Source organism: Paucibacter sp. JuS9, assembly GCF_044043925.2.
Classification (GTDB): domain Bacteria; phylum Pseudomonadota; class Gammaproteobacteria; order Burkholderiales; family Burkholderiaceae_C; genus JAUASW01.
In genome coordinates this window covers 98,834-123,307 of sequence record NZ_CP194172.1, presented here as the reverse complement: position 1 = coordinate 123,307, position 24,474 = coordinate 98,834, and the positions used below count along the sequence as shown (strand labels likewise).

At 66.1% G+C, this 24,474-nt stretch carries 20 protein-coding genes; 7 read left to right on the top strand and 13 right to left on the bottom strand.

Translation table 11 applies throughout. The features are described from left to right. Window positions 1-8: 8 nt before the first annotated feature. From ABT392_RS00490 to ABT392_RS00465, 6 genes are read right to left on the bottom strand one after another with little or no spacing between them, the layout of a single operon-like run. Entirely contained in the window at window positions 9-794 is a 786-nt protein-coding gene (locus ABT392_RS00490) for a lysophospholipid acyltransferase family protein (protein ID WP_395384403.1), read from the bottom strand. Continuing rightward, window positions 794-1,432 carry a D-glycero-beta-D-manno-heptose 1,7-bisphosphate 7-phosphatase gene (gmhB, locus tag ABT392_RS00485; protein WP_334279248.1) on the bottom strand — a complete coding sequence of 213 codons (639 nt, stop codon included), beginning with the start codon at window positions 1,430-1,432 and terminating at the stop codon, window positions 794-796. The genes ABT392_RS00490 and gmhB overlap by 1 nt, the downstream gene beginning before the upstream one ends. Window positions 1,433-1,449: 17 nt before the next feature. Further along, on the bottom strand, window positions 1,450-3,591 hold the full coding sequence (gene glyS, locus ABT392_RS00480) for a glycine--tRNA ligase subunit beta (protein ID WP_334279249.1): 2,142 nt from the start codon (window positions 3,589-3,591) through the stop codon (window positions 1,450-1,452). Window positions 3,592-3,593: 2 nt separating this feature from the next. Next, entirely contained in the window at window positions 3,594-4,532 is a 939-nt protein-coding gene (gene glyQ, locus ABT392_RS00475) for a glycine--tRNA ligase subunit alpha (RefSeq protein WP_334279250.1), read from the bottom strand. Window positions 4,533-4,586: 54 nt separating this feature from the next. After that, window positions 4,587-6,098 carry an apolipoprotein N-acyltransferase gene (lnt, locus tag ABT392_RS00470; RefSeq protein ID WP_395384405.1) on the bottom strand — a complete coding sequence of 504 codons (1,512 nt, stop codon included), beginning with the start codon at window positions 6,096-6,098 and terminating at the stop codon, window positions 4,587-4,589. A 7-nt stretch (window positions 6,099-6,105) separates the two neighbouring features. Beyond that, a complete protein-coding gene (locus tag ABT392_RS00465) occupies window positions 6,106-6,978 on the bottom strand; it encodes an HlyC/CorC family transporter (protein WP_334279252.1) in 873 nt (290 codons plus the stop codon). A gap of 128 nt (window positions 6,979-7,106) precedes the next feature. On the opposite strand from ABT392_RS00465, the gene ABT392_RS00460 reads away from it, so the two are divergent. The 4 genes from ABT392_RS00460 to ABT392_RS00445 all read left to right on the top strand — a co-directional run bounded on the left by ABT392_RS00460 (window position 7,107) and on the right by ABT392_RS00445 (window position 11,853). Continuing rightward, window positions 7,107-8,171 carry a CobW family GTP-binding protein gene (locus ABT392_RS00460; protein ID WP_334279253.1) on the top strand — a complete coding sequence of 355 codons (1,065 nt, stop codon included), beginning with the start codon at window positions 7,107-7,109 and terminating at the stop codon, window positions 8,169-8,171. A gap of 191 nt (window positions 8,172-8,362) precedes the next feature. Continuing rightward, window positions 8,363-9,043: an RNA polymerase-binding protein DksA gene (dksA, locus tag ABT392_RS00455; RefSeq protein ID WP_334279254.1), complete on the top strand. Its 681-nt coding sequence runs from the start codon at window positions 8,363-8,365 to the stop codon at window positions 9,041-9,043. Window positions 9,044-9,085: 42 nt separating this feature from the next. Further along, complete coding sequence (locus tag ABT392_RS00450) at window positions 9,086-10,924, top strand: hypothetical protein (protein WP_395384406.1); 1,839 nt, start codon at window positions 9,086-9,088, stop codon at window positions 10,922-10,924. A gap of 146 nt (window positions 10,925-11,070) precedes the next feature. After that, the gene (locus tag ABT392_RS00445) at window positions 11,071-11,853 is read left to right on the top strand and encodes a potassium channel family protein (RefSeq protein ID WP_334279256.1); all 783 of its coding nucleotides are present in this window, start codon (window positions 11,071-11,073) and stop codon (window positions 11,851-11,853) included. Window positions 11,854-11,860: 7 nt separating this feature from the next. On the opposite strand, the gene ABT392_RS00440 is transcribed toward ABT392_RS00445, so the two are convergent. Then, window positions 11,861-12,628 carry a type III pantothenate kinase gene (locus ABT392_RS00440; protein ID WP_334279343.1) on the bottom strand — a complete coding sequence of 256 codons (768 nt, stop codon included), beginning with the start codon at window positions 12,626-12,628 and terminating at the stop codon, window positions 11,861-11,863. A 117-nt stretch (window positions 12,629-12,745) separates the two neighbouring features. Between ABT392_RS00440 and ABT392_RS00435 the strand changes: the two genes are divergently transcribed. The 3 genes from ABT392_RS00435 to ABT392_RS00425 all read left to right on the top strand — a co-directional run bounded on the left by ABT392_RS00435 (window position 12,746) and on the right by ABT392_RS00425 (window position 16,419). Next, complete coding sequence (locus tag ABT392_RS00435; RefSeq protein WP_395384407.1) at window positions 12,746-14,278, top strand: methyl-accepting chemotaxis protein; 1,533 nt, start codon at window positions 12,746-12,748, stop codon at window positions 14,276-14,278. A 106-nt stretch (window positions 14,279-14,384) separates the two neighbouring features. Continuing rightward, window positions 14,385-14,852 (top strand): cache domain-containing protein, encoded by a 468-nt coding sequence (locus tag ABT392_RS00430; protein ID WP_334279258.1) that lies wholly within the window; start codon window positions 14,385-14,387, stop codon window positions 14,850-14,852. Between the two features lie 31 nt (window positions 14,853-14,883). Continuing rightward, window positions 14,884-16,419, top strand: a complete 1,536-nt coding sequence (locus tag ABT392_RS00425; protein WP_395384408.1) for a methyl-accepting chemotaxis protein — start codon at window positions 14,884-14,886, stop codon at window positions 16,417-16,419. Here ABT392_RS00425 and cobA read toward each other — a convergent pair. The 6 genes from cobA to ntrB are packed head-to-tail and all read right to left on the bottom strand — an operon-like array spanning window position 16,397 to window position 24,471. Further along, window positions 16,397-17,167, bottom strand: coding sequence for a uroporphyrinogen-III C-methyltransferase (gene cobA / locus ABT392_RS00420; protein ID WP_395384409.1), 771 nt, complete (start codon window positions 17,165-17,167; stop codon window positions 16,397-16,399). The genes ABT392_RS00425 and cobA overlap by 23 nt on opposite strands. Further along, window positions 17,164-19,926 (bottom strand): nitrate reductase, encoded by a 2,763-nt coding sequence (locus ABT392_RS00415; protein ID WP_395384410.1) that lies wholly within the window; start codon window positions 19,924-19,926, stop codon window positions 17,164-17,166. Before ABT392_RS00415 ends, cobA begins: the two co-directional genes overlap by 4 nt. A 4-nt stretch (window positions 19,927-19,930) precedes the next feature. Beyond that, entirely contained in the window at window positions 19,931-20,314 is a 384-nt protein-coding gene (gene nirD / locus ABT392_RS00410) for a nitrite reductase small subunit NirD (RefSeq protein WP_334279262.1), read from the bottom strand. A gap of 14 nt (window positions 20,315-20,328) precedes the next feature. Further along, window positions 20,329-22,767, bottom strand: a complete 2,439-nt coding sequence (gene nirB, locus ABT392_RS00405; protein ID WP_395384411.1) for a nitrite reductase large subunit NirB — start codon at window positions 22,765-22,767, stop codon at window positions 20,329-20,331. Further along, a complete protein-coding gene (locus ABT392_RS00400; protein WP_395384412.1) occupies window positions 22,764-23,567 on the bottom strand; it encodes an ABC transporter ATP-binding protein in 804 nt (267 codons plus the stop codon). Before ABT392_RS00400 ends, nirB begins: the two co-directional genes overlap by 4 nt. A 4-nt stretch (window positions 23,568-23,571) precedes the next feature. Continuing rightward, a complete protein-coding gene (ntrB, locus tag ABT392_RS00395; RefSeq protein ID WP_334279265.1) occupies window positions 23,572-24,471 on the bottom strand; it encodes a nitrate ABC transporter permease in 900 nt (299 codons plus the stop codon). Between the last annotated feature and the right edge of the window lie 3 nt (window positions 24,472-24,474).

The following is a 24,474-nucleotide window of genomic DNA, read 5'->3' as shown; positions in this document are numbered from 1 at the left end:
GCGTCCACTCAGGCAGTGAGGGCCGTGTTGCGCGGCTGCGCGGGCTGTGCATAGGCCTCGGGATCCAGGCGCTGCATTTCGCCCTCGATCCAGCCTTCCACCTCGCGCATCAGTTCGGCCGGCTCGCGGCCTTGCGACGGTATGGGCCGGCCGATGGAGATGTCGACCACACCGGGGCGCAGCAGAAAACTCCTGCGCGGCCAGCAGCGGGCCGAGGTGGCCGCGATCGGCACGACCGGCACGCCGGTTTCGATGGCCAGGCGGGTACCGCCGGTCTTGTAGTCGCCCTTGTGACCGCGTGCAATGCGCGTGCCCTCAGGGAACATGATCACCCAGATGCCGCGAGCCGCCAGCTGCTTGCCCTGCTCGGCCACCTTCGCCCAGGCCTGCGCGCGCTTGCTGCGGTCGATATGGATCATGTCGGTGCGGCCAATGGCCCAGCCGAAGAAGGGGATGTAGAGCAGCTCGCGCTTGAACACATAGGCCAGCGGATGCGACATCAGGGTCGGGAAGGCAAAAGTCTCCCAGGTACTTTGATGCTTGGCCAGCAGGATGACGGCCGACTGGCTTTGCTCGGCGGTCGGCAGATGCTCCATGCCCTGGATGCGCCAGCGCACGCCACAGATGAGTCGTGCACCAGAAACAGCCAGGCGCAGCCAGAACACGCAAGTCCAGTAGACCGGATTGCCGCGCACGAAGACCGACACCAGCAGCACCGCCAGCGCGACCGGCACGACCGTGAGGGCCAGCCACGCGATGAACAGCGCCGAGCGCAGCGCGTACAACAGAATCATCAGCTCAAATCTCCGGGGCGTGAATCGGCATCGCGCAGATCGCCCCGGGCGCGACGTTCGTCCTGGATCAGCCAGTCGGCAAAGGCCGCCAGGCTGTCATGCATCTGGCTGCCGGGCACCTGGGCCAGCAGCGCGTCGATCGTGGCCGCGTCGGTGCTCGACAGCCTGTCGCCACGCACCAGGTGCGGCACGCAGCCGGCGGCATGGGCCGTCTGCAGGTCGCGCAGCGAGGCGCCGACCATGTGCACTTGCGCCAGGTCCGCGCCAAAGCGTGCGCCGATCTGCTGCACCAGGCCCGGCAGGGGCTTGCGGCAGTTGCAGCCTTCATCCGGCGTGTGCGGGCAGAAGAACACCGCGTCCAGCCGCCCGCCCTTCTCTGCCAGCAACTGGTTGAGGCGCAGATGCACCGCGTTCAGCGAGGCCATGTCCAGCAGGCCGCGGCCGATGCCGGGCTGGTTGGTGGCCATCACCGTGTGCCAGCCGGCATGGTTGAGCCGCGCTACCGCTTCCAGCGCCCCGGGCAGCGGGTTGAGCTCCTCGGCCGACTTCACATGGTCGTCGCGGTACTGGTTGATGGTCCCGTCCCGGCCCAGAATGACCAGCTTGGTGCCGTGGCCGTGATCGGAACGCATGCCCATGGATGTCGGTCCTCGTTTCAACTCGCCAGGCGAGACAGATCGGCCACGCGGTTCATCGCCTCATGCAGCGTCTTCAAGAGACCCTGACGGTTGGCGCGCAAGGCTTCGTCTTCGGCGTTCACCATCACGCCGTCGAAGAAGGCATCGACCGGCGCCTTCAAGGCCGCCAGCTCGCGCAAGGACGCCGCGTACTCGCCATTGTGGAAGAAGCCGTCGGCCAGCGGCTGCACATTCCTCAGCGCGGCAGCCAGCGCCTGCTCGGCGGACTCCTTCAAAAGCGATTCGTCGATGCGCGCCGCAACCGGCGTTTCGATCTTCTTCAGGATGTTGGCAATGCGCTTGTTGGCAGCGGCCAGCGATGCGGCCTCGGGCAAGGCGGCAAAGGCGCGCACGGCGGCCAGGCGCAGCGGCACTTCACCCAGGCGGGCGGGCGCGAGCGCCAGCACCGCATCGACTTCCTGTGCGCTGTAACCCTGCTCGCGCAGCGACACGGCCAGGCGGTCGGAGAAGAAGCTCAGGAGCGCAACGCTCGGGTTCTCGATCAGGTCCCCAAAGGCCGGCACGGCCGCCGCGATCAGCTCGGGCAGCGGCAAGGGCAGGTTCTTCTCGACCAGGATGCGCACCACGCCCAGCGCATGACGGCGCAGCGCGAACGGGTCCTTGTCGCCGGTGGGCAGCTGGCCGATGCCGAACAGGCCGATCAGGGTCTCCAGCTTGTCGGCCAGCGCGACCACGGTACCGGTCTGGTTGCGCGGCAGTGCGTCACCCGCGAAGCGCGGCTTGTAATGGTCTTCGATGGCGATGGCAACACCGTCGCGCAGGCCTTCATGACGGGCGTAGTAGCCACCCATGATGCCTTGCAGCTCGGGGAACTCGCCGACCATGTCGGTCAGGAGGTCGGCCTTGGCCAATTGCGCAGCCTGCTGGGCCTTGTGATCCAGCAGATCGAATTCTTCCTTGGCCGCGACCGTGAAGGGCACGGTCGCCATGCGCAGCATGTTGACGATGGCATGCGAGATCGCGCGAACGCGCTCCGCGCGCTCGCCCTGCGTGCCCAGCTTGCCGTGATAGACGACCTTGGCCAGGCCCGGGACGCGCTCGGCCAGAGTCTTCTTGCGGTCCTGGTCGAAGAAGAACTTGGCGTCCGACAGGCGTGGGCGCACAACGCGCTCATTGCCGCCGGTCACGGCGCTGGCATCAGTCGGGCAGATGTTGGACACCACCAGGAACTTGTGCGTCAGCTTCCCCTCGCCGTTCAGCAGCGGGAAGTACTTCTGATTGGCCTTCATCGTCAGGATCAGGCATTCCTGCGGCACGGCCAGGAACTCGGGCTCGAACTGGCAGGTGAGCACGTTCGGGCGCTCGACCAGGGCCGTCACTTCATCGAGCAGCGCTTCGTCGTCGATGGGCTTCAGGCCTTCCTTGGCGGCAGCGGCATTGAGCTGGTGCAGGATCTCGGCGCGGCGCTCGGCGAAAGACGCGATCACGGCGCCCTGCTCGCGCATCTGCGACGCATAGGTGTCGGCGCTTTCAACACTGACTTCCTCGGTCAGCGCCTCGAAGCGGTGACCGCGCGTCACGCGGCCAGACTTCAGACCCAGCGCCTGAACAGCCACGATTTCCGCGCCATGCAGGGCCACCAGGCCATGGGCAGGGCGCACGAACTTCACATCGCTCCAGCCATCGGCCAGCTGGTAGGTCATGACCTTGGGGATGGGCAGCTTGGCCAGGCTTTCTTCGAGCGCCTTCTGCAAGCCCTCCGCCAGCGTGGCACCGGCCACGAGCTGGTCCAGGAACAGGGCTTCGGCCTTGCCGTCTGGTGCGCGCTTGAGTTGCGGCACGACGCTGGCGTCCGCCCCCAGCGCGGCCAGTTTCTTCAGCAAGGCAGGCGTTGCATTGCCCGATGCATCAAGCGCCACGGCCACCGGCATCAACTTTTGCTGCACCGCGCGGTCTGCGGCCTTGGCCGAAACCTGGGTCAGATGCAGGCCCAGGCGCCGCGGCGATGCAAACGAAGTCGCCACCGCATCGTCAGCCACCAGGCCTTGCGCCTTCAGGCTGTCAGCCAGCACACCGGCAAAGGATTCGCCGAGCTTCTTCAGCGCCTTGGGCGGCAGCTCTTCGACAAAAAGTTCGATCAGCAGATTCTTGGTGGACATGCTCAGGCTGCCTTCTTCTTCTCGATCTGGGCCAGGACTTCATCGGCGTGCTCTTTGAGCGCCATCGGGAAGCCCAGGCGTGCCCGGCTTTCCAGATAGCTCTGCGCCACGGCGCGCGCCAGGTTGCGGATGCGGCCGATATAGGCGGCACGCTCGGTCACGCTGATCGCACCGCGCGCATCCAGCAGGTTGAAGCTGTGGCCGGCCTTCAGTAGTTGCTCATAGGCCGGCAGCGCCAGCGACTGCTCCATCAGGTACTTCGATTGCTTCTCGTGCGCGGCAAAGGCCTGCAGCAGGAAGTCCACATCGCTGTGCTCGAAGTTGTAGGTCGACTGTTCGACCTCGTTCTGGTGGAACACGTCGCCATACTTGATATCGGGAGCCCCATCCTTGCCCTCGACATAGACCAGGTCGTAGACGCTGTCCTTGCCTTGCAGGTACATGGCCAGGCGCTCGAGGCCGTAGGTGATCTCGCCGGTGATCGGCTTGCAGTCGATGCCGCCGACCTGCTGGAAGTAGGTGAACTGCGTCACTTCCATGCCATTCAGCCAGACTTCCCAACCGAGGCCCCAGCAGCCAAGCGTCGGGTTCTCCCAATCGTCTTCGACGAAACGCACGTCGTTCTTCTTCAGGTCGAAGCCCAGCGCTTCCAGCGAACCGAGATAGAGCTCGAGGATGTTGGCCGGCGCGGGCTTCAAGACGACCTGGTACTGGTAGTAGTGCTGCAGTCGGTTGGGGTTCTCGCCATAGCGGCCGTCCTTGGGGCGCCGGCTGGGTTGCACGTAGGCAGCCTTCCAGGGCTCGGGGCCGAGGGCACGCAAGAACGTGGCGGTGTGGCTGGTGCCGGCACCGACCTCCATGTCGTAGGGCTGCAAAAGGGCGCAGCCTTGGCGGGACCAGTAGTCCTGCAGGGTCAGGATGATTTGCTGGAAGCTCAGCATGTGGGGGTCGCAGTCTGTGACAACAATATTGACCCGGATTCTAAGGTGGGCCCTTCAGCGCGCTCGCCGGCGCCGCCAGGCCAGCACCAGCGGCAGCACCGCAAGCCCCCACAAGGGCCACAGGCCGACGCTGCCGAGCCAGCGGGCATAGGGCGTGGCGCCGCGCCGGCCTTCGACCTCGGCCTCGAGCACATCGCGCACCACCGCGGGCAGCCGGGCAGTCACCTGGCCCTTGTGATCGAGCACTGCCGTTGCGCCGGTATTGGTCGAACGGATGAAGGGCCGCTGGAACTCCAGCGCCCGCATCTGCGAGAACTGCAGGTGCTGGTCCTGCACCATGGCCGGGCCGAACCAGGCGAGGTTGCTGACATTGAGCAGGACCGTCGCGCCCTCGGGGCCGGCCTGCGCGCTGTCGACGAAGTCCTCGCCAAACAGGTCTTCGTAGCAGATCAATGGACGAACGAGCTGGCCGCCGATGGCCAGCGCGCGCTGATGCTGGCCGCGCGCCTGGCTGTCCATAGGAATGCCAAGCGCATGGACAAACCAGGCGAAGCCCGGCGGAATCGTCTCGCCGAATGGCAGCAGGTGGCGCTTGCCATAGCTGTAGGGCTGCGGCGTGCCCAGCGCGAGCAGCGAGTTGACGAAGCCCTCGCGCTCATTGCCGAGGAAGGTGCCCAGCAGCAGCGGATGCCCGGCCGCGGCGCGCTTGATCCGTTCGACCTGCAGCGGGTACTGCTCGAGCATCCAGTCCATCGGCAAGGGCACGACCGACTCCGGCGTCACCACCAGCTGGCCTTGCGCCGATTCGATCTGGCGCAGCAGTTGCTCCAGGTTGGACTCGATCAGCGCGCGGTCGAACTTCTGGTCCTGCGGCACATTGGGCTGCAGCAGGGAGACCTTCAGCTTGCCAGCAGATTCGGTGAATTGCTGCGGCAGCAGCAGGCCGCCCCCCATCAGCAGCAGTGCGCCCATCAGCACACGGCCACTGCCCCGCAGGGCCGCCGCAACGCCGGCAGCGACGAGGCCCGCCAGCGCGGTGATGCCATACACGCCAATCCAGGGCGCCCAGTGCGAGAGCGGCCCCACGGCATGGGCATAGCCGCTGGCGATCCAGGGAAAGCCGGAGAACCATTGCGCCCGCGCCAGTTCGGCCACCAGCCAGCAGCTGGCCCAGATCAACGCATGCACCGCCGGCCGCTGGTCGCGCAGCTTGGCGGCCAAGGCGAGCGCCGCAGCGAAGTAGAGCGAGAGAACGAAGGCCAGCAGCAGCACCGCCGCGCCGGCCAGCACACCCGGCAGGTGGCCAAAATCATGCAGGCTGATGTAGAGCCACCACAGGCCCGAGCCCATCCAGCCCAACCCGAACAGCAGTCCATGTCGAGCGGCGCGGGCTGGCGTTTCATCCCAGCTGGCATGCGCCAGCATGGCCAGGGCCAGCAATTGCAGCGGCCAGGCCAGTCCGGGCGAGAACGAGGCCGTGTGCAGCACGCCGGCCAGCATCACGATGGGCCAGGCGCCAAGGATTTCCAGGCCCAGCAGCAGCTTGCGATTGACGGCAGGGAGCATCGAAAGCTCAGCCAGCCTCGGCGCGCGTGACCTTGAACCAGCGCACGGCGCCGCCCCGGGTCAGCATGACGGCAAAGTACAGGCCGGCCAGCTCGACCACCTCGCCCCGGCGTGGCACGCGGCCATGCTGATGGGCGACCAGGCCGCCAATGGTGTCGAACTCACCCTCGGGCAGCTGCACCGAGAAGGCTTCGTTCACGGCCGAGATGGCCGTGTCGCCGGCCACGCGCTGGCTGCCGTCGGCCAGCGTGTAAAGACCTGATTCGCCATTCTTGTCGTCGAACTCGTCCTCGATCTCGCCGACGATTTCTTCAAGCACGTCCTCGATCGTGATCAGGCCCGCTGTATTGCCGAACTCGTCGATCACGATGGCCAGGTGGTTGCGGTTGGAGCGGAAGTCGCGCAAGAGCTCGTTCAGGCCCTTGCTCTCAGGCACGAACACCGTCGGGCGCAGGAGCGCGCGCAGGTTCAGCTCCGGCGCACGCTGAATCTTCAACAGGTCCTTGGCGAGCAGGATGCCGATGATGTTCTCGCGCTGCCCCTCGAAGACCGGGAAGCGCGAGTGGCCGGTATCGATCACCAGGGCCAGCAGCTCATCGTAGGGCGCCTCGATATCGAGCAGGTCCATGCGGGGCGCAGCCACCATCACGTCGCCGGCGCTGAGCTCGGCCATGCGCAGCACGCCTTCCAGCATCTGGCGCGATTCGGGCTCGATCAGCTCGCGCTGCTCGGCATCGGCCAGCGTTTCCATCAGTTCGCTCTTGCTGTCCGGGCCAGGGTGGAGAAAGTCCACGATGCGGTCGATGAGACCGCGCGGCTCGGCAGGTTTTCTTTCGCCCCCTCGATACTGAGAGGGCCGACTAGGCTGGGGTTCGGACACGAGGACGTCGGTGTCGTTGTAGTGGAGCGGCAAGAATAACCGATTGACATTGCAGTACCCTTGAACCAAAGTCAGCCGCCCCCACCTTCCGGGGCCTCCTCTCCTTTCTGATCAGCAGTCTTCCCACCATGTCCCCAGGTCTCATTCCCGTCACCATACTCACCGGCTTCTTGGGCTCCGGCAAAACCACCCTCCTGAAGCGCGTGCTCAGCGAGACCCACGGCCAGAAGATTGCCGTGATCGAGAACGAGTTCGGCGAAGAGAACATCGATAACGACATCCTGGTCAACGACGTCGAGGAACAGATCATCCAGATGAACAACGGCTGCGTCTGCTGCACGATCCGCGAGGACCTGCGCACCACGCTGTCCGAGCTGGCCGAGAAGCGCCGCAAGGGCGAGCTGAACTTCGAGCGCGTGGTGATCGAGACCACTGGCCTGGCCGACCCCGGCCCGGTGGCCCAGACCTTCTTCATCGACGACGAGATCGCCGAGAGCTATCTGCTTGACTCCATCCTCACCTTGGTGGACGCCAAGCATGCCGAAGAGCAGCTCAACACCCGCCAGGAAGCGCGTCGCCAGGTCGGTTTCGCCGACCAGATCTTCTTCAGCAAGACCGATCTGGTGGAGCCCGCCGCCTTGGAGGCCCTGGCCCACCGCATCAAGCACATGAACCCGCGGGCGCCGCAGCAGTCGGTGCACTTCGGCGAAGTGCCGATCGCCAAGGTCTTCGACCAGCGCGGCTTCAACCTGAACGCCAAGCTCGACATCGACCCCGACTTCCTCAATGCCGACGCGCATGACCATGGCCACGATCACGGCCACGATCATGGGCACCATGATCACGACCATGAGCATGGCGAGCATTGCGATCATCCGCACCACCATGCCCACGACGACGACGTGAAGTCCTTCGTGTTCAAGGCGGAGCGGCCCTTCAATCCGGCCAAGCTGGAGGACTTCCTGGGCGCCATCGTGCAGGTCTACGGCCCCAAGATGCTGCGCTACAAGGGCGTGCTGCACATGAAGGGCAGCGACAAGAAGGTGATCTTCCAGGGCGTGCACCAACTGATGGGCTCGGACCTGGGCCCCAAATGGCTGCCCAGCGAGAAGAAGATCAGCAAGATGGTGTTCATCGGCATCGACCTGCCGAAAGACATTCTTTTGCAAGGCCTGGAGGGCTGCCTGGTCTGAGCCCGTGGCCAGGGGCCGACCGAGGGTTGGCCCGGCCCAGGCAAGCACCAGGATCTCCCGTCAGCAACAAGGCAGACAAGCATGGCTACAATCCGCCGCGCCCGAGCTTGGCTCAAGGCCTATAAATCCTTGACACAAATGCGTTTCGGCCCGGCCTGAGCAGGTATAAAGTCCCAAGCGAGGAGACGATAGTGAGCAAGACCACGGCCCCCAAGTCCACCCCGGCGCACGCAGCGAGCGCCGAGGCGCGGCCGGCCGCCAAAACCACCAAGGCCAAGGCCGCCGCAGCGGCGCCTGTTGCCGAGGTGGCAGCCCCGGCCAGCAGCACCAGCCGATTCGCAGATCGTTTTGCTCCACCCAAGCCGCCAACGCGCCAAATGAGTAGTCCCGTGATTGAAAGCCCCCGTACCCCCGCCAAAGCCGACCCCAAGCTGGTCAATGCCTGGAAGACCAAGGCTGGCAAGGATCTGACCGACGCCGAAGTGCTGGCCATGCCAGAGTCGGAGTACATGAACGACAAGCAGATCGAGTTCTTCCGCGGCAAGCTCACCGAGCTGAAGGACGGCGTTCTGTCCAATGCCGGTGAAACCACCGAGCACCTGCGCGAAGACACCTCCATCGTGCCGGACCCCGCCGACCGCGCGACGATCGAAGAAGAACATGCCCTGGAGCTGCGCACCCGCGACCGCGAGCGCAAGCTGCTGAAGAAGATCATGCAATCGCTGGCCCGCCTGGACACCGGCGAGTACGGCTATTGCGATGAAACCGGCGAGCCCATCGGCCTGGGCCGGCTGATCGCCCGCCCGACCGCCACTCTTTCGCTGGAAGCTCAGCAGCGTCGCGAGCTCAAGCAGAAGATGTTCGGCGATTGACAGCTTCAACAAACAGCTCGAAGACCAGCCCGACCCGCGCGCATGACTGATCCGAAAGACGGCGAGAGCTTCTTCCGCAAGGTCGCGCGCTTCGTGGCCAACCCCACGACCGACTGGGCCGAGCTGAATTCGCGCCAGGACGACCCCGAGGCCGATGCGGCCAAGGCCGAGCTGCGCGCGATGGTGGAACGCAAGCGCCGCAACGACTTCGTGCGCAAGCGCGAGCTCGACATGCTGCGCCGCATCCGCCGCGAGGGCCTCACGCCCGAGCAACTGGCCGCACTGGGCGGCTCCTCCTCGCGCATCGACGACATGGAGCGCGGCGCCAGCGGCGGAGCCCGCAACAGCGGCATCGACTCCAAGCTCGAGCAGGGGCTGAAGGCCAAGATCGACCAGATCGAGCAGCAAATGGCCGGCGAGAACTTCGCCAACACCCAGGTGCAGCAGGCGGCCCACCCGCCCGGTTTCTTCGAGACCAGCACCCGCCCCATCCATTTCGCCTCGACCACCACCGAGCCGCCGGCCGCCCGCGTCAGCGAGTTCTCTTCGCCCGAAGAAGTGGAGCGCCTGGAGGCACCGCCGACTCCGGCCGTGGCCACCATGGGTGCCGGCATGTCGCCACCGTCCAGCGGCGCGCCCAGCCGCCTGCCCGATCTGCATTTCGAGGTCGAGCCGCCGCTCAGCTTCAAGCTGGCCGAGCAGCGCCCGGCAGCCCCGCCACCGTCTGCCGTGGCACCGCCGCCGGGGCCCGAACTGCCGATGCCGCCGCCGGTGTCGGCCCCGGCCGAGCCCGCCGAACTGGTGCATGACGCCGAGCTCGACAACGCGGTGATCGCCTTTGCCAATGCTGATTACGAAAGCTGCGAGCGCGACCTGATCGAGCTGACCCGCGCTGGCGGCCCGCGCAATCTGCATGCCGAAACCTGGCTGGTGTTGTTCGACCTCTACCGCGCCACCGGCCAGGCCGCCAAGTTCGAGCCGCTGGCACTGGAGTACGCGCAGCAGTTCGGCCTTTCAGCGCCGCAGTACTTCTCCATGCCCAAGCTGGTGGCCGATGCCGCCCGCAACGAGCGCGTCCCCAATGCCAAGGCCGGCGGCGTCAGCTGGACCGCGCCCGAGCAGCTGACGCTGGAAGCCATCATCAAGCTGGAGCAGCGCTGCCAGATGATGCCCATGCCCTGGGTGCTGGACTGGGGTCCGTTGAAGACCCTGGACAGCGACAGTGCCACGCGCCTGCGCCAGCTGTTCCGCAACTGGGCCACGCAACCGCTGGACATCCGCTGGCTCTCGGGCGACCAGTTCCTGCAGCAGCTCAAGGACCTGGCGCCGGTCTCGGTGCGTGCCACCGACACGGCCTTCTGGATGCTGCGCCTCGAAGCGCTGCGCCTGGTGAACCGGCCCGATCATTTCGACGAAGCGGCGATCGACTACTGCGTCACCTACGAGGTGTCGCCGCCGTCCTGGGAGCCGACCAAGTGCCGGGTGCGCGTCAGCGGCCAGTCGCTGTCCACCGCCGGCATGCCCAACTCGACCGTGCATGGCAGCGAGCACACCACCGGCTTCCTCGAGTCCCAGATCACCGAGATGGCCCAGCTCTCGGCCAATGCTCAATTGGAACTCAGTGGCCAGCTGACCGGCGACATCGGCGAAACGCTCAAGACCATGGCCGGCCAGCTCGGTGCGGCCACCACCATCATCATCCATTGCCCCCTGCTGATACGCCTGGACTTCATGGCGGCGGGCGACCTGCTGAACTGGGTGCTGACCCGGCGCAGCGAGAACCGCGCGGTGATCTTCACCGAGGCGCACCGCCTGGTGGCCCTGTTCTTCGGCGCGATGGGCATCAACGAGCACTCGCGCGTCAAAGTGCGACAAGCCTAGGGCTTTCGCGCTTCAGAGAAGACTCATATCCCGCAGGGATGTGATGTCGGAACTACGGTACGGCAGGCCTGACCGACGGCCGCGCACCTTGCGAGGCTTGACGCGACTCAAGGCGCTGCGGCCGGCCCGGGCTTAGGCTGTGCAGCATGCCGCACCGTATCGCCACCCGTAGCTGGGGGCTGGCCAAGCCCCACCCGATGAATGCCGCCGCCAGCCGGGCCGAGGCGCGATGGCGCTGGCCGGTGCTGATCGCCCTGATGTGCACAGTGCCGGCCTTCTACATCGAGCTGCTGGACAACCTGCCGACGCCACTGGCCATCGCCATCTACCTGGGCGCGGCCCTGCTGGTTCTGGTGTCGCTCTGGCGAGTCGCCAGGCAACTGCCGGATCCCCTCGACTACCTGCGCGCCAATGCTCTTGACCTGGTGCTGGTGACAGGCCTGCTCGCCGCCGCCAGCCTGCCGCCCAGTACCGCTTCGCATGGCGCGCTGGCCGCGCGCCTGCTGGTGGCGCTGCTGACGCTCGCCCGCATGGTCTGGGCGATCAAGTCCTGGGTGACGCGCGGCGGCCTGACCTATCTGCTGCTGATTGCCCTGGTGGTGCTGGGCTTGTGCGGCGTCGGCTTCTGGGCCCTGGAGCCTCGGGTCCAGGGGCTGGGCGAGGGCCTGTGGCTGGCCTTCACCACCGCTGCCACGGTGGGCTACGGAGACCTCGTGCCCAGCACGCCGGCCGCGCGGATCTTTGCCGTCTTCGTGGTGCTGCTGGGCTATGCCGTGCTGTCGCTGGTGACTGCGGCCATCGCAGCCATGTGGGTGGAAACCTCTGAACACCGGATGGAAGACGACATCCTGCGGGACGTGCACGCCCAGATGCGCGAGTTGCGCGAGGAGATCCAGCTGCTGCGCGCGCAGCTGAAGGACGGCGGCTGACCGGCCGCTACAGCGCCAGTCGCTGCGCCTGCAGCGCAAGAATCCCGTCGAAGATCAGGCTCTCGTGCAGCTCGTGCTCGAGCTCCACGGCCGGTGCCACCTTCCAGCCTGCGCCACCCGTCATCACCGTGAGCGGCGATTGCCCTGAGCGGCGCTGCAGATGCCGGTGCATGCGCTCGATGGCGCCGACGATGGCATAGGTGCCGCCGCTGGTCAGCGCATCCGAGGTATTGGTCGGAAACTCCCGGACCTCGCCGGTCGGCACACGCAGGCCGGCCGTGCCGCCTTCCAGCGCGCGCAGCATGATGCCGTGGCCCGGCAGGATCAGGCCGCCCAGAAAATGGCCTTCAGCGTCCAGCGCATCGACGGTCACCGCTGTGCCCACCATGACCACCAGACAGGCCCGCGGCAGGCCACGGCGCACCACCAGCGAGCGCGCGCCGATCAAGGCCACGAAGCGGTCGGTGCCCAGCCGGCTCGGGTGGTCGTAGCCATTGGTGATGCCGCCGGCATGAGCCGCCGAGACGACCCAGCGTGGTTCGATGTCCCAGAGCTCGAGCTGCTCCTCGACGCGGCGGCGCACCGCATCGCCCGCCACGTTGCAGCCCAGCATGCTGTGCGGTGCCGGCAGCGCAGCCCATTCGGTTTCGGCCAGGCGGTCGATGTTTTCCAGGAACACCGCACCATGTTGCAACAGCACGGCGCCGGGTTGGGGCGAGGCATAGAGCGCCCATTTCAGTCGCGTGTTGCCGATGTCGATGGCCAGAAAACTCATGGAGTGGCTGAGCGTGGTGCGCATTGCGGTGGCGGTTAGCGTAACAGCCCTGCGCGGACAAACGCCCGGGGCGCGCGACGGGTTATAACCGGCACTGTCTTGGTGCAGGAGTGATGCATGAATTTTTCCGTCCGTAGCAAGCTCTGGATGCCGGTGGCTGGCCTGGCCGTTGTGGTGGTACTGATGACGCTGTCCTCCGCCACGCGAACCAAGAGCCTGGCCGAAGAGGCACGCCTGAACCAGGCGCGCCAGCAGCAGAAGTTCGATCTCTCGCTGCGCTGGCGCGGCCAGACCGAGACCAATGCCACGCGGGCGGTGGCCGGCATCATCAGCAGCGATGCGGCCGTCACTGCCGCATTCAAGCCCGAGATCGAGGCGACCACGACCACCATCTCCGAGATCCAGAAGCAGCTCGAGGAGCTGGCTACCGAGCCGGAAGAGAAGGCCGCCATGGCCCGCATCGCCGACACCCGCAAGGACTACATCGCCGTGCGCGCCGACGTCAGCAAGCTGAAGTCGGGTGGCGATGCCGCTGCGGCATCAGCGCTTCTGCAGGACAAGCTGATGCCGATGCTGAAGCGCTACCTCGACGCACAGCAGGACTTCATCAAGCTGCAGCAGCTGCGCTCCGACGCACTGCGTGACGCGGCCACGGCCGAGCGCATGCGCACCGTCTGGCTGGTAGCGGCCGTGATGGGTACGCTGGTGGCATTGATGGGCGTGGCCACGCATTTCCTGGCCCGCTCGGTGCTGCAGCCGCTGGAGGCCGTCACGGCGCAGGCCCGGCACATTGGCGACGGTGACCTGAGCCGCTCGATCAGCACCGACCGCAGCGACGAGATCGGCTCGCTGCAGCGCGCGCTCTGCGCCATGCAGGACTCCCTGAACCGCATGGTGGGCGCCGTGCGCCAGAGCGCCGACAGCATCCAGACGGCCAGCGCGGAGATTGCATCCGGCAACCTGGACCTGAGCCAGCGCACCGAGCAGGCGGCCTCCAACCTGCAGCAGACCGCCAATTCGATGAGCGGCCTGACCACGACCGTGCGCCAGAGTGCTGACGCGGCCTCCACGGCCAACCAGCTCGCCAACAGCGCCGCACAGGTCGCCCAGCGCGGCGGCGCCGTGGTGGGCCAGGTGGTCACGACGATGGACGAGATCAACGCCAGCTCCAAGAAGATCGCCGACATCATCGGCGTGATCGATTCGATCGCCTTCCAGACCAATATCCTGGCGCTGAACGCTGCCGTGGAAGCGGCCCGAGCCGGCGAGCAGGGCCGCGGCTTCGCCGTGGTGGCCTCCGAGGTTCGCTCATTGGCGCAACGCTCGGCCGGTGCGGCCAAGGAGATCAAGTCGCTGATCGACACCAGCGTGGACAAGGTCGAGGCCGGCAGCCGCCTGGTGCAGGACGCCGGCACGACGATGAACGAGATCGTCGCCAGCGTGCAACGCGTGACCGACATCATTGCCGAGATCAGCGCCTCCACCATCGAGCAGAGCCAGGGCATTGGCACGGTCAACGACGCCGTGGCCCAGCTCGACCAGATGACCCAGCAGAACGCCGCCCTGGTGGAGCAAAGCGCGGCCGCGGCCGAATCCTTGAAGGACCAAGCCATCAACCTGACCGAGGTAGTGCGGGGCTTCAAGCTCTAAGAAGCAGGCAAGCGTGATCAATTCCTTGCCAGCACGCTGTCAAGCTGGTCAGAATCAAGCGGCCGCCCCATGATGGGGCTGTCCATCCAACAAGGAGATCCGCACCATGAAGAGCACGTACTACCGCAGCATCGCCAAGACCCTGCTGCTGGCCGCGGCCCTGAGCACCGGCGCGCATGCGGCCGACGGTGGCGCCACCGCCGAGCAGGCCACGGCCATGGTCAAGAAGGGTGTCGCCTTCATCAAGGCCAATGGCCACGACAAGGGCTATGCCGAGATCACCAGCAAGACCGGCCAGTTCCGCGACCGCGACCTCTACCTGACGGTCTACGGCATGGACGGCGTGGTACGCGCCCATGGTGCCAACGAGAAGATGGTGGGCAAGAACCTGATCGAATTGAAGGACGTGGACGGCAAGGCCTTCGTCAAGGAGCGCCTGGACATGGCCAAGACCAAGCCGACGTTCTGGCAGGACTACAAGTTCACCAATCCGGAGAACAAGAAGATCGAACCCAAGAGCATGTACTGCGAGAAGCTTGAAGACATGGTGGTCTGCGGCGGCATCTACAAGTAAGCAAACCAGCGCTGAACCGGGAGGGTCATTCATGAAACTGGGTACCAAGCTTCTGATGGCCCCGCTGCTCACCGCGGTCGTGGCACTGGCCGCCGGCGAGATCAATGCGCTGCTGATGAATCGCGAGGCCGCGGCCAACCAGCTGGAAGTGCAGGCACAGATGGAGCAGTTCAAGACCCTGGCCAGCACCCAGACCCAATTGGGTCAGGTGCATGCCAGCGTCTACCGCACCGTCGCCCTGATGGCTTCGCTGGATGACGCCAAGACCAAGGCGCTGCGTGCCGACCTCGCCAAGCAGCTGGGCGGTGTGCAACGCACGCTCGCCGCCAGCCTGGACGGCAGCGGCGCCGACGAGCAGCTGCACTCCGGTGTCGTCGAGGCCGGTGGGCAGATCGACAAATACCTGAAGGCCGCGGACTCGGCCATCGACCTCGCTTCGGTCGACCCGAACACCGGCATCGCCGCGATGCAACAGGCCGATGCCGCGTTCGAGAGCCTGGCCAAGACCATGGGCGGCATGGTGGCGCGCATCGACGCACTGGCGGCCGAGTCTGCTGAAAGCTCACAGGCCCGCTCCACCCGCTACAACATCATCCTGACACTGATCGGCCTGCTGGCCGCCGGCGGCGCCGTGTTCGTCGCCTGGCGCATGCAGGGCAAGCTGGTGGCCGAGCTGGCACGGGCCGGCGAGGTGGCCAATGCCGTGGCCGCCGGCGACCTGAGCGTGGCAGCCGACAGCGACCGTGCCGACGAAGTGGGCGACCTGCTGCGCTCGCTGGACCGCATGGCCCAGCAGCTGAGCGAGTCGCTGCGCACCGTGCGCGAGTCCTCACAATCGATACACACGGCCAGCGCCGAAATCGCCAGCGGCAACCAGGACCTGAGCGTACGCACCGAAGAAGCTTCATCGAACCTGCAGAAGACCTCCAGCTCGATGGAGCAATTGACCGGCACGGTGCACCAAAGCGCCGAAAGTGCCTCCACGGCGAACCAGCTGGCCAACAGCGCAGCTCAAGTGGCGCAGCGCGGCGGCACGGTCGTGGGCCAGGTGGTCGCGACGATGGACGAGATCAACACCAGCTCCAAGAAGATCGCCGACATCATCGGCGTGATCGACAGCATCGCCTTTCAGACCAACATCCTCGCCCTGAACGCGGCGGTGGAAGCCGCGCGTGCCGGCGAGCAGGGCCGCGGCTTTGCGGTGGTGGCCAGTGAAGTGCGCTCGCTGGCGCAGCGGTCAGCCTCGGCCGCCAAGGAAATCAAGGGCCTCATCGATACCAGCGTCGACAAGGTCGAGACCGGTGCTCGCCTGGTGCAGGACGCCGGCACGACGATGAACGAAATCGTGGCCAGCGTGCAGCGCGTGACCGACATCATTGCCGAGATCAGTGCCTCCACCATCGAACAGAGCCAGGGCATTGGCACAGTCAACACGGCCGTCGCCCAGCTCGACCAGATGACGCAGCAGAACGCCGCGCTCGTCGAGGAGAGCGCGGCCGCAGCCGAGAGCCTGAAGGATCAGGCGGTCAAGCTGTCGGACGTGGTCAGCGGCTTCCGCCTGCGCTAGCCTGCTCGCCGAAAGGCAGCAGCTGTTCGAGCTGCGCGGCCTCACGAACCACCTCGCCGACCACCAGGATCGCGGGGCTCGCGATGCGCTCGCGTTTCAGGGTAGCGGCCAGGGTGCCGAGCGTGCAGATCGCCTGTCGCTGATGCTCGGTATGCGCTGCAGAGATCACAGCCGCAGGCATCGCAGCCGGCATGCCACCGGCGCGCAAGGCGGCCACCAGCGCTTCGGCGCGCGCCAGGCCCATATAGATCACCAGCGTCAGGCCGCTGCGCGCCAGGGCGGCCCAGTCGGGTGCGTCCTCACCGTCTTGCCTGTGGCCGGTGACGAAGGCCACGCCGGGTGCATGGCGGCGGTCGGTGACCGGAATGCCGATGCTGGCGGGCGCGGCGATGCCTGCGGTCAGGCCTGAGACTACTTCCACTTCGATGCCGGCCTCGCGCAGCGCCGTGACCTCTTCGCCGCCGCGGCCGAAGACGAAGGGGTCGCCGCCTTTCAGGCGGACGACCCGCGCACTGCTGCGCGCCTCGCGGATCATCAGCTCATGGATGAAGCGCTGCTCGGTCGAGACGCAACCGCCGCGCTTGCCGACGCGCAAGAGTCGCGCATCTGATCGCAGCAGCGCCAGCACACGGGCATCGACGAGGTCATCGGTCAGCACCACATCGGCGTCCTGCAGGCGCTTGAGCGCACGCACAGTCAGGAGTTCCGGGTCGCCGGGGCCGGCGCCAACAAGGCTGACAGTATTCATGTGATCACCTCTTCGCGAACTTCGGACACAAGTCGACGCAGCGACGGCAGGCAGGAGCCGCATTGCGTGCCGCATTTCAATTGCCCCTGCAGCTGGGCCAGGCGCTCGTTCGGCGACCCGCTGACGCCCCCTAGGCAGGCACGGATGCTGTCCTCACGCACGTTGAAACAGTTGCAGACCTGCGGGCTGCTCTGCTGCATGCCCTGCGGCGCCTGCGCTTCGGGTGCGAGCAGCCAGCGGCCATGCGGCGCGGCGGCTTGCGCTTCACGCCAGAGCTCGGTGAGCCAGGCGCCCTCCTCGCCTTCGCCGACACGCAGCAGGGCTTGCAAGCGCGCCTGATCGCCCTCGCCGGACAGGCGCAGCGCGCGATGGCGGCCCCGGCGGGTGTCGGCATAGCGCAGCACGCCGGTACCTTCGAGCTTGAGGATGGCGGCCAGGCGCTGCAAGAGCGCGGGGTGCGGCGCCTGCGCCAGCGCCGCGTCCAGGCACCAGCCTTCGCTGCCGCCAAAGGCCTCGTCACGCGGCGGCGCGGGCAGGCATTGCACATAGCCAAATTCAGGCATCAATGCGCGCAGCTGCTCGCGCAGCGCAGCGCTCTCTGCAGCTGGCACCCAGGCCGCAGCGCTGATGCGCCAGGGCAGCTCGGCAGACTGCACATTCATCGCCGAGAACTTCAGCTCGGGTTGGCGGGCATCGGGGCAGAAGGCGTCTTGCGTCAAGGCGTTGATGCCATCGCCACCAATGAACTCGGCGCCCCAGTGCATGGGCACATAGGCCTGTCCGCAGGCCACGGTCTCGTCTGCCTGCATGGGCAGCACCAGGGAACCGCGACGCGTCGTCAGCTTGCCCAGCCCGCCGTCTTTCAGGCCGCGCCGTGCCAGGTCTTGCGGATTGAGCCGCACCGCCGGCCTGGCGTCGAAGGCCATCAATCGCGGCACCGCGCCGCTGCGGCTCATGCCATGCCACTGGTCGCGCATGCGGCCGGTCGTCAGGGCGAGCGCAAAGCTGGCGTCGATCTTGTCGGCAGCCGCCGCAAAGGGCCTGCTGACGAAACGGGCACGGCCGTTGGCAGTGGCGAAGCGCGAGTCCTGGTAGAGCCTTGCCCGGCCCTGCGACTCAGCCTCCGGGCATGGCCACTGCTGTGGTGACCGCTCCAGCATCGCGTAGGTGAGGCCGGTGATGTCGAGGTCGCGGCCACGCGTGGCTTCACGATGTTCGAGCCACAGGGCTTCGGGACCCTCAACACCGAACAAGGACGGCAGGCCCGGGCGCAACTGCACTTCAAGCCGCTGCGCGATGTCGCGTGCAATCTGCCAGTCCGGCCGCGCCTCGCCTGGCGGCAAGATGGCGGCACGCACGCGCGAGATGCGGCGCTCACTGTTGGTGACCGTGCCCTCCTTCTCGCCCCAGGTCGCCGCGGGCAGCACGAAGTCGGCATAGGCAGCCGTGGCGGTACCGGTGAAAGCCTCTTGCAGGATCACCAGCTCGCAGCGTTCCAGCGCCGCGCGCACCAAGGCCTGATTGGGCAGCGATTGCGCCGGGTTGGTACAGGCAATCCAGAGTGCCTTGACCTCGCCGCGGGCAGCCGCTTCGAAGAGCTCGACAGCCGTCTTGCCCGCCGTGGCTGGAAGCGCGTCCACGCCCCACAGGCGCGCAATCTCGGCGCGATGGTCGGCATCGGTCGGGTCGCGATGGCCGGGCAACAGCGTGGCCATGCCGCCGGTTTCGCGACCACCCATGGCATTGGGTTGGCCCGTCAGCGAGAAGGGCCCGGCACCGGGCCGGCCGATCTGGCCACTGGCGAGATGCAGGTTGATCAGTGCCGTGTTCTTGGCGGTGCCGCTCGTGCTCTGGTTCAGGCCCATGCAGTAGAGCGAAAGCGTGGACTCGGAGGTGGCGAACCAGCGTGCTGCCTGCAGAAGATCGGCCTCGCTGATGCCGCATTGCCGCGCCGCCTTGGCCGGCGGCATGTCGCGTGCCAAGGCCTTCAGCGCGTCAAAACCTTCGGTGTGCTCGGCAATGAAATTCGCATCGATCCATCCCTCCCAGACCATCGCATGCAGCATGCCCAGACACAGCGCCACATCGGTGCCGGGCTGGATCTGCAGATGCAGGTCGGCGAACTCGGCCGTCTCGGTGCGGCGCGGGTCGACGACGATGATCTTCATTTCCGGCCGCGCCGCGCGAGCCGCCTCGATCCGGCGGAACAGGATGGGATGTGCCCAGGCCATGTTCGAGCCGGTGATGAACAGGCAGTCGGCGCGGTCCAGGTCTTCGTAGCAGGCCGGCGGCGCGTCCGAGCCCAGGCTCTGCTTGTAGCCCACCACGGCCGAGCTCATGCACAGGCGCGAGTTGCTGTCGATGTTGTTGGTGCCGACCAGGCCACGCGCCAGCTTGTTGAACGCGTGATAGTCCTCGGTGAGCAACTGCCCGGAGATGTAGAAGCCGATGGCGTCGGGCCCATGGTCGGCGCGCAGGCTCAGAAGCTTGTCGGCGATTCTCTGATTCGCTTCGTCCCAGCTCAGTGCCTGCAGTTCATCGCCACGCGCGGCGCGATGCTGCGGATGATGCAGGCGCTTGGTCTGCAGCACGATGGGCGTGGCGGTGAGGTGCAGCGTCGAGCCCTTGCTGCAGAGCCGGCCGAAGTTGGCCGGGTGATCGGGATCACCGCGCACGCCCGTGATCTGGCCCGCATCGCTCTCGATGATCACGCCACAGCCAACGCCACAATAAGGGCAGGTAGAGCGTGTGTCTGTCATGGGCTCAGCAGGCGTGAGCCCGCGTGCAGGGGCCGGCCTTGACCGGCTCCAGCTCAATGGCCACCGTGTCCAGCTCCTGCTGGCTGAGCAAGACCTGGCCCCCATTGATCCTGACCGTGAACCTGGGCGTGCTGCCTTCATCGGGCTCGCGGGCGCAGCCGCTGTCCAGCGCGATGGTCCAGTTGTGCAGGGGGCAGGCCACGGCCTTGCCGAACACGATGCCCTGGCTCAGCGGCCCGGCCTTGTGCGGGCAGCGGTCCAGCAGCGCATAGACCTGATCGTCCGCCGTGCGGAACAAGGCCACTTGCGGGCCCTTGGCACGTTGCACGCGGCGCGAACCCAGAACCGGGATGTCAGCGACGGCGCAGATCGTTTTCCATTCACTCATTTGCGTGTCTCCTCTCACACCGGCTGGAACTGGCGCAGATCGACCTTCGCCTTGTCGAAGTCGAACCAGGGGTCAGGCTCACCATCGAGCGCGAACTGCAGCTCGGCCCAGAGCTTCTTGCGACCCTCGTGGTCGTCCAGTACCTTGGCCTTCACATGGTCCAGCCCCACGCGCGAGACGTAGTGCACCGTTCGCTCCAGGTACCAGCCTTCCTTGCGGTAGAGCTGCATGAAGGCGCCGGTGTACTCCAGCACCTCCTCGGCGGTCTTCAGCTTGGTGAAGAAGTGCGCCACCTCGGTCTTGATGCCGCCGTTGCCGGCCACAAACATCTCCCAGCCCGAGTCCACACCGATGATGCCGACGTCCTTGATGCCGGCCTCCGCACAGTTGCGCGGGCAGCCCGAGACCGCGAACTTGACCTTGTGCGGCGCATACATGCGCCACATGGCGCGCTCGAGGTCCTTGCCCATCTGCGTCGAATCCTGCGTGCCCATGCGACACCACTCCGAGCCCACGCAGGTCTTGACCGTGCGTAGCGCCTTCGCATATGCGTGGCCCGAGGGCATGCCGATGTCCTTCCAGACATTGACCAGGTCCTCCTTCTTCACGCCCAGCAGGTCGATGCGCTGGCCGCCCGTGACCTTGACCGTCGGGATCTGGTACTTGTCGACCGCGGCTGCGATGCGTCGCAGCTCATCGGCCGTTGTCTCGCCGCCCCACATGCGCGGGATCACCGAGTACGTGCCGTCCTTCTGGATATTGGCATGCGAGCGCTCGTTGATGTAGCGGCTCTGCGGGTCGTCCTCGGCCTCCTTGGGCCAGGAGGAGATCAGGTAGTAGTTGAGCGCGGGCCGGCAGGTGGCGCAACCGTTCGCGCTCTTCCAGCCAAGCTGCGCATACAGCGCATCGAGGCTGGTGATGTGATCCTTGAAGATCGCGTCGCGCACGTCCTGGTGGCTCATGTCGGTGCAGGAGCAGATCGCCTTCTTCTTCGGCGTGGCCGAATAGTCGCCACCGGCCGTGAACATCAGGAGTTGCTCGACCAGGCCGGTGCAGGACCCGCAGGAAGCGCTGGCCTTGGTGTGCTTGCGCACCTCTTCCAAGGTGAACAGGCCCTTGTCCTTGATCGCCTTGCAGATCGAGCCCTTGTTGACACCGTTGCAGCCGCAGACTTCGTCAGAGTCCGCCATCGCTGCGGCCTTGTTGTGGCCTTGATGACCCACGTCGCCGATGTTCGACTCGCCGAACATCAGCTTGTCGCGGATGTCAGAGATCTTGCGGCCCTCGCGCAGGAGCTTGAAGTACCAGCTGCCGTCCACCGTGTCGCCATACAGGCAGGCGCCGACGAGCTTGTCGTCCTTGATCACCAGCTTCTTGTAGACGCCTGCGAAGGGGTCGCTCATCAGGATTTCTTCGCTGCCCTCACCGCCCATGAAATCGCCGGCGCTGAACAGGTCGATGCCGGTGACCTTCAACTTGGTGCTGGTCTGCGAGCCCTGGTAGCGGCCGATGCCGAACTCGGCCAGGTGCGTGGCGCAGACCTTGCCCTGCTCGAACAGCGGCGCCACCAGGCCATAGGCAATGCCGCGGTGCGCCGCGCATTCGCCGACCGAGTAGATGCGCGGGTCGGTGATGGTCTGCATCGTGTCGCTGACGACGATGCCGCGGTTGCAGTGGATGCCGGCAGAAGCGGCCAGCTCGGTATTGGGGCGGATGCCGGCGGCCATCACGACCAGATCGGCCGGAATCTCCTTGCCGTCCTTGAATTGCACCGCCATGACACGACCATCCTTGCCACCGATCAGCGCCTGCGTCTGCGCGCCGAGCAGGAACTTCAGGCCGCGTGCTTCCAGCGACTTGCGCAGGAGGTCGCCCGCCTGGTCGTCAAGCTGGCGCTCCATCAGCCAGTCACCCAGATGCACCACGGTCACCTGCATGCCGCGCAACATCAGGCCGTTGGCGGCTTCCAGGCCCAGCAGGCCGCCACCGATCACCACCGCATGCTGGTACTTCGTGGCCGCATCGATCATCGCGTTGGTGTCGGCAATGTCGCGGTAGGCGATCACGCCATTCAGCTCCTTGCCGGGCACCGGCAGGATGAAGGGGCTGGAGCCGGTGGCGATCAGGAGGCGGTCGTAGTCGGCCGAAGTTGTGGATCCATTGCCGTCTTCTGCGATCACGCGCCGCTTGACACGGTCGATCTGGGTGACCTTCTTGCCCAGATGCAGCGTGATGTTGTTGTCCTCATACCAGTCCAGCGGATTGAGGATGATCTCCTCGATCGTCTGCTCTCCGGCCAGCACCGGACTCAGCAGGATGCGGTTGTAGTTGGGATGCGGTTCGGCGCCGAACACGGTGATGTCGTAGAGATCGGGCGCGATCTTCAGCAGTTCTTCCAGCGTGCGCACACCGGCCATGCCGTTGCCCACCATCACCAGCTTCATCTTCTTCATGCTGCAGCCTCCACATGGGCATGGCGGGTGTAGAGGAAGTCGATCACCGCCTTGCGGGCATGCAAATAGACCGGGTCTTCGGCCAAGGCCACGCGGTCGCGCGGCCGTGGCAAGTCCACCGGGAGAATCTCGCCGATGGTGGCGGCCGGCCCGTTGGTCATCATCACGATGCGGTCCGAGAGCAGCACGGCTTCATCCACGTCGTGCGTCACCATCACCACCGTGCTCTGCGTTCTCGCCACGATCTTCAGGAGTTCGTCCTGCAGCTTGGCGCGGGTCAGCGCGTCGAGTGCGCCGAAGGGCTCGTCCATCAGCAGGACCTTGGGCTCCATGGCCAGCGCCCGGGCAATGCCGATGCGCTGCTTCATGCCACCCGAAATTTCCTGCGGCTTCTTGGCGGCCGCATGTCCCATGCCGACCAGCGCCAGCGCATCTAGCGTACGCTGTTTGAGCTGGGCCTTTGTCTCCTCGGCACCGAAAACGCGCTCGACCGCCAGGTACACGTTCTCAAAGCACGTGAGCCAGGGCAGGAGCGAATGATTCTGGAACACGACCGCGCGCTCGGGGCCGGGCGCCGCGATCTCGCGGCCATCGCAGATCAGGCCGCCGCTGGTGGGCGAGAGCAGCCCCGCGATCAGGTTCAGCAGCGTGGACTTGCCGCAGCCCGAATGGCCGATCAGCGTGATGAACTCGCCGCGCTGCACTTCAAGATTGATCTCGCGCAGTGCATGGAACTTTCCCTTGCGGGTGGCGAACACCATTTCGGCGTCCTGCACCAGGACAAATGGTTTGCTGCTCATGGGGTCAGTCCTCGCTGAAGGAGAAGCGCTGGGCCACGAGCATCAGGAGTTGCTCCAAGGCCAGGCCCACGATGCCGATCACGAAGATGGCGATGATGATGTGCTGGACGTTCAGGTTGTTCCACTCGTCCCAGACCCAGAAGCCGATGCCCACGCCGCCGGTCAGCATCTCGGCCGCCACGATCACCAGCCAGGCCGTGCCGACGGACAGGCGCACACCCGTCAGCAGGTAGGGCAGGACGGCCGGGAACAGGATGCGCGTGATGACTTTCCATTCGCTGAGGTTCAAGACGCGGGCCACGTTCAGGTAGTCCTGCGGCACGCGCTGCACGCCCACGGCGGTGTTGACGACCATCGGCCAGATCGAGCAGATGAAGATGGTCCAGATCGCGGCCGGATTGGCGCTCTTGAACACCAGCAGGCCGATGGGCAGCCAGGCCAGCGGCGACACCGGCTTCAGCAGGCTGATCAAGGGCGAGACCATGCGGTTCGCGAACTCGAAGCGGCCGATGATGAAGCCCAGCGGGATGCCCACCAGGGCCGCGAGGCCGAAGCCCATGGCCACGCGCTGCAGCGAGAACAGGATGTTCCAGCCTATGCCCTGATCGTTCGGGCCCTTGCTGTAGAAGGGGTCGGCAAACAGCTTGACGGCGGCATCGAAGGTTTGAACGGGCGTGGGAAAACTGCCGCCCTTTTGCGTCAGCAGTCCCCACACGCCGACCAGCAAGGCCAGGCCGAGGATGGGTGGCAGCACGCGCATCCAGAAGGCGCGCCAGTCCAGCGGTGCGCGCGCCTTGGGCTGCGGCTTGGCGACGACAGCCAAGGGCTCGCGAGGCTTGGCTGCCACGGCGGCTGGCTCCTCGCTGATCACTTCGCGCGGCGAATGAAAGACTGCGGAGACCATGTT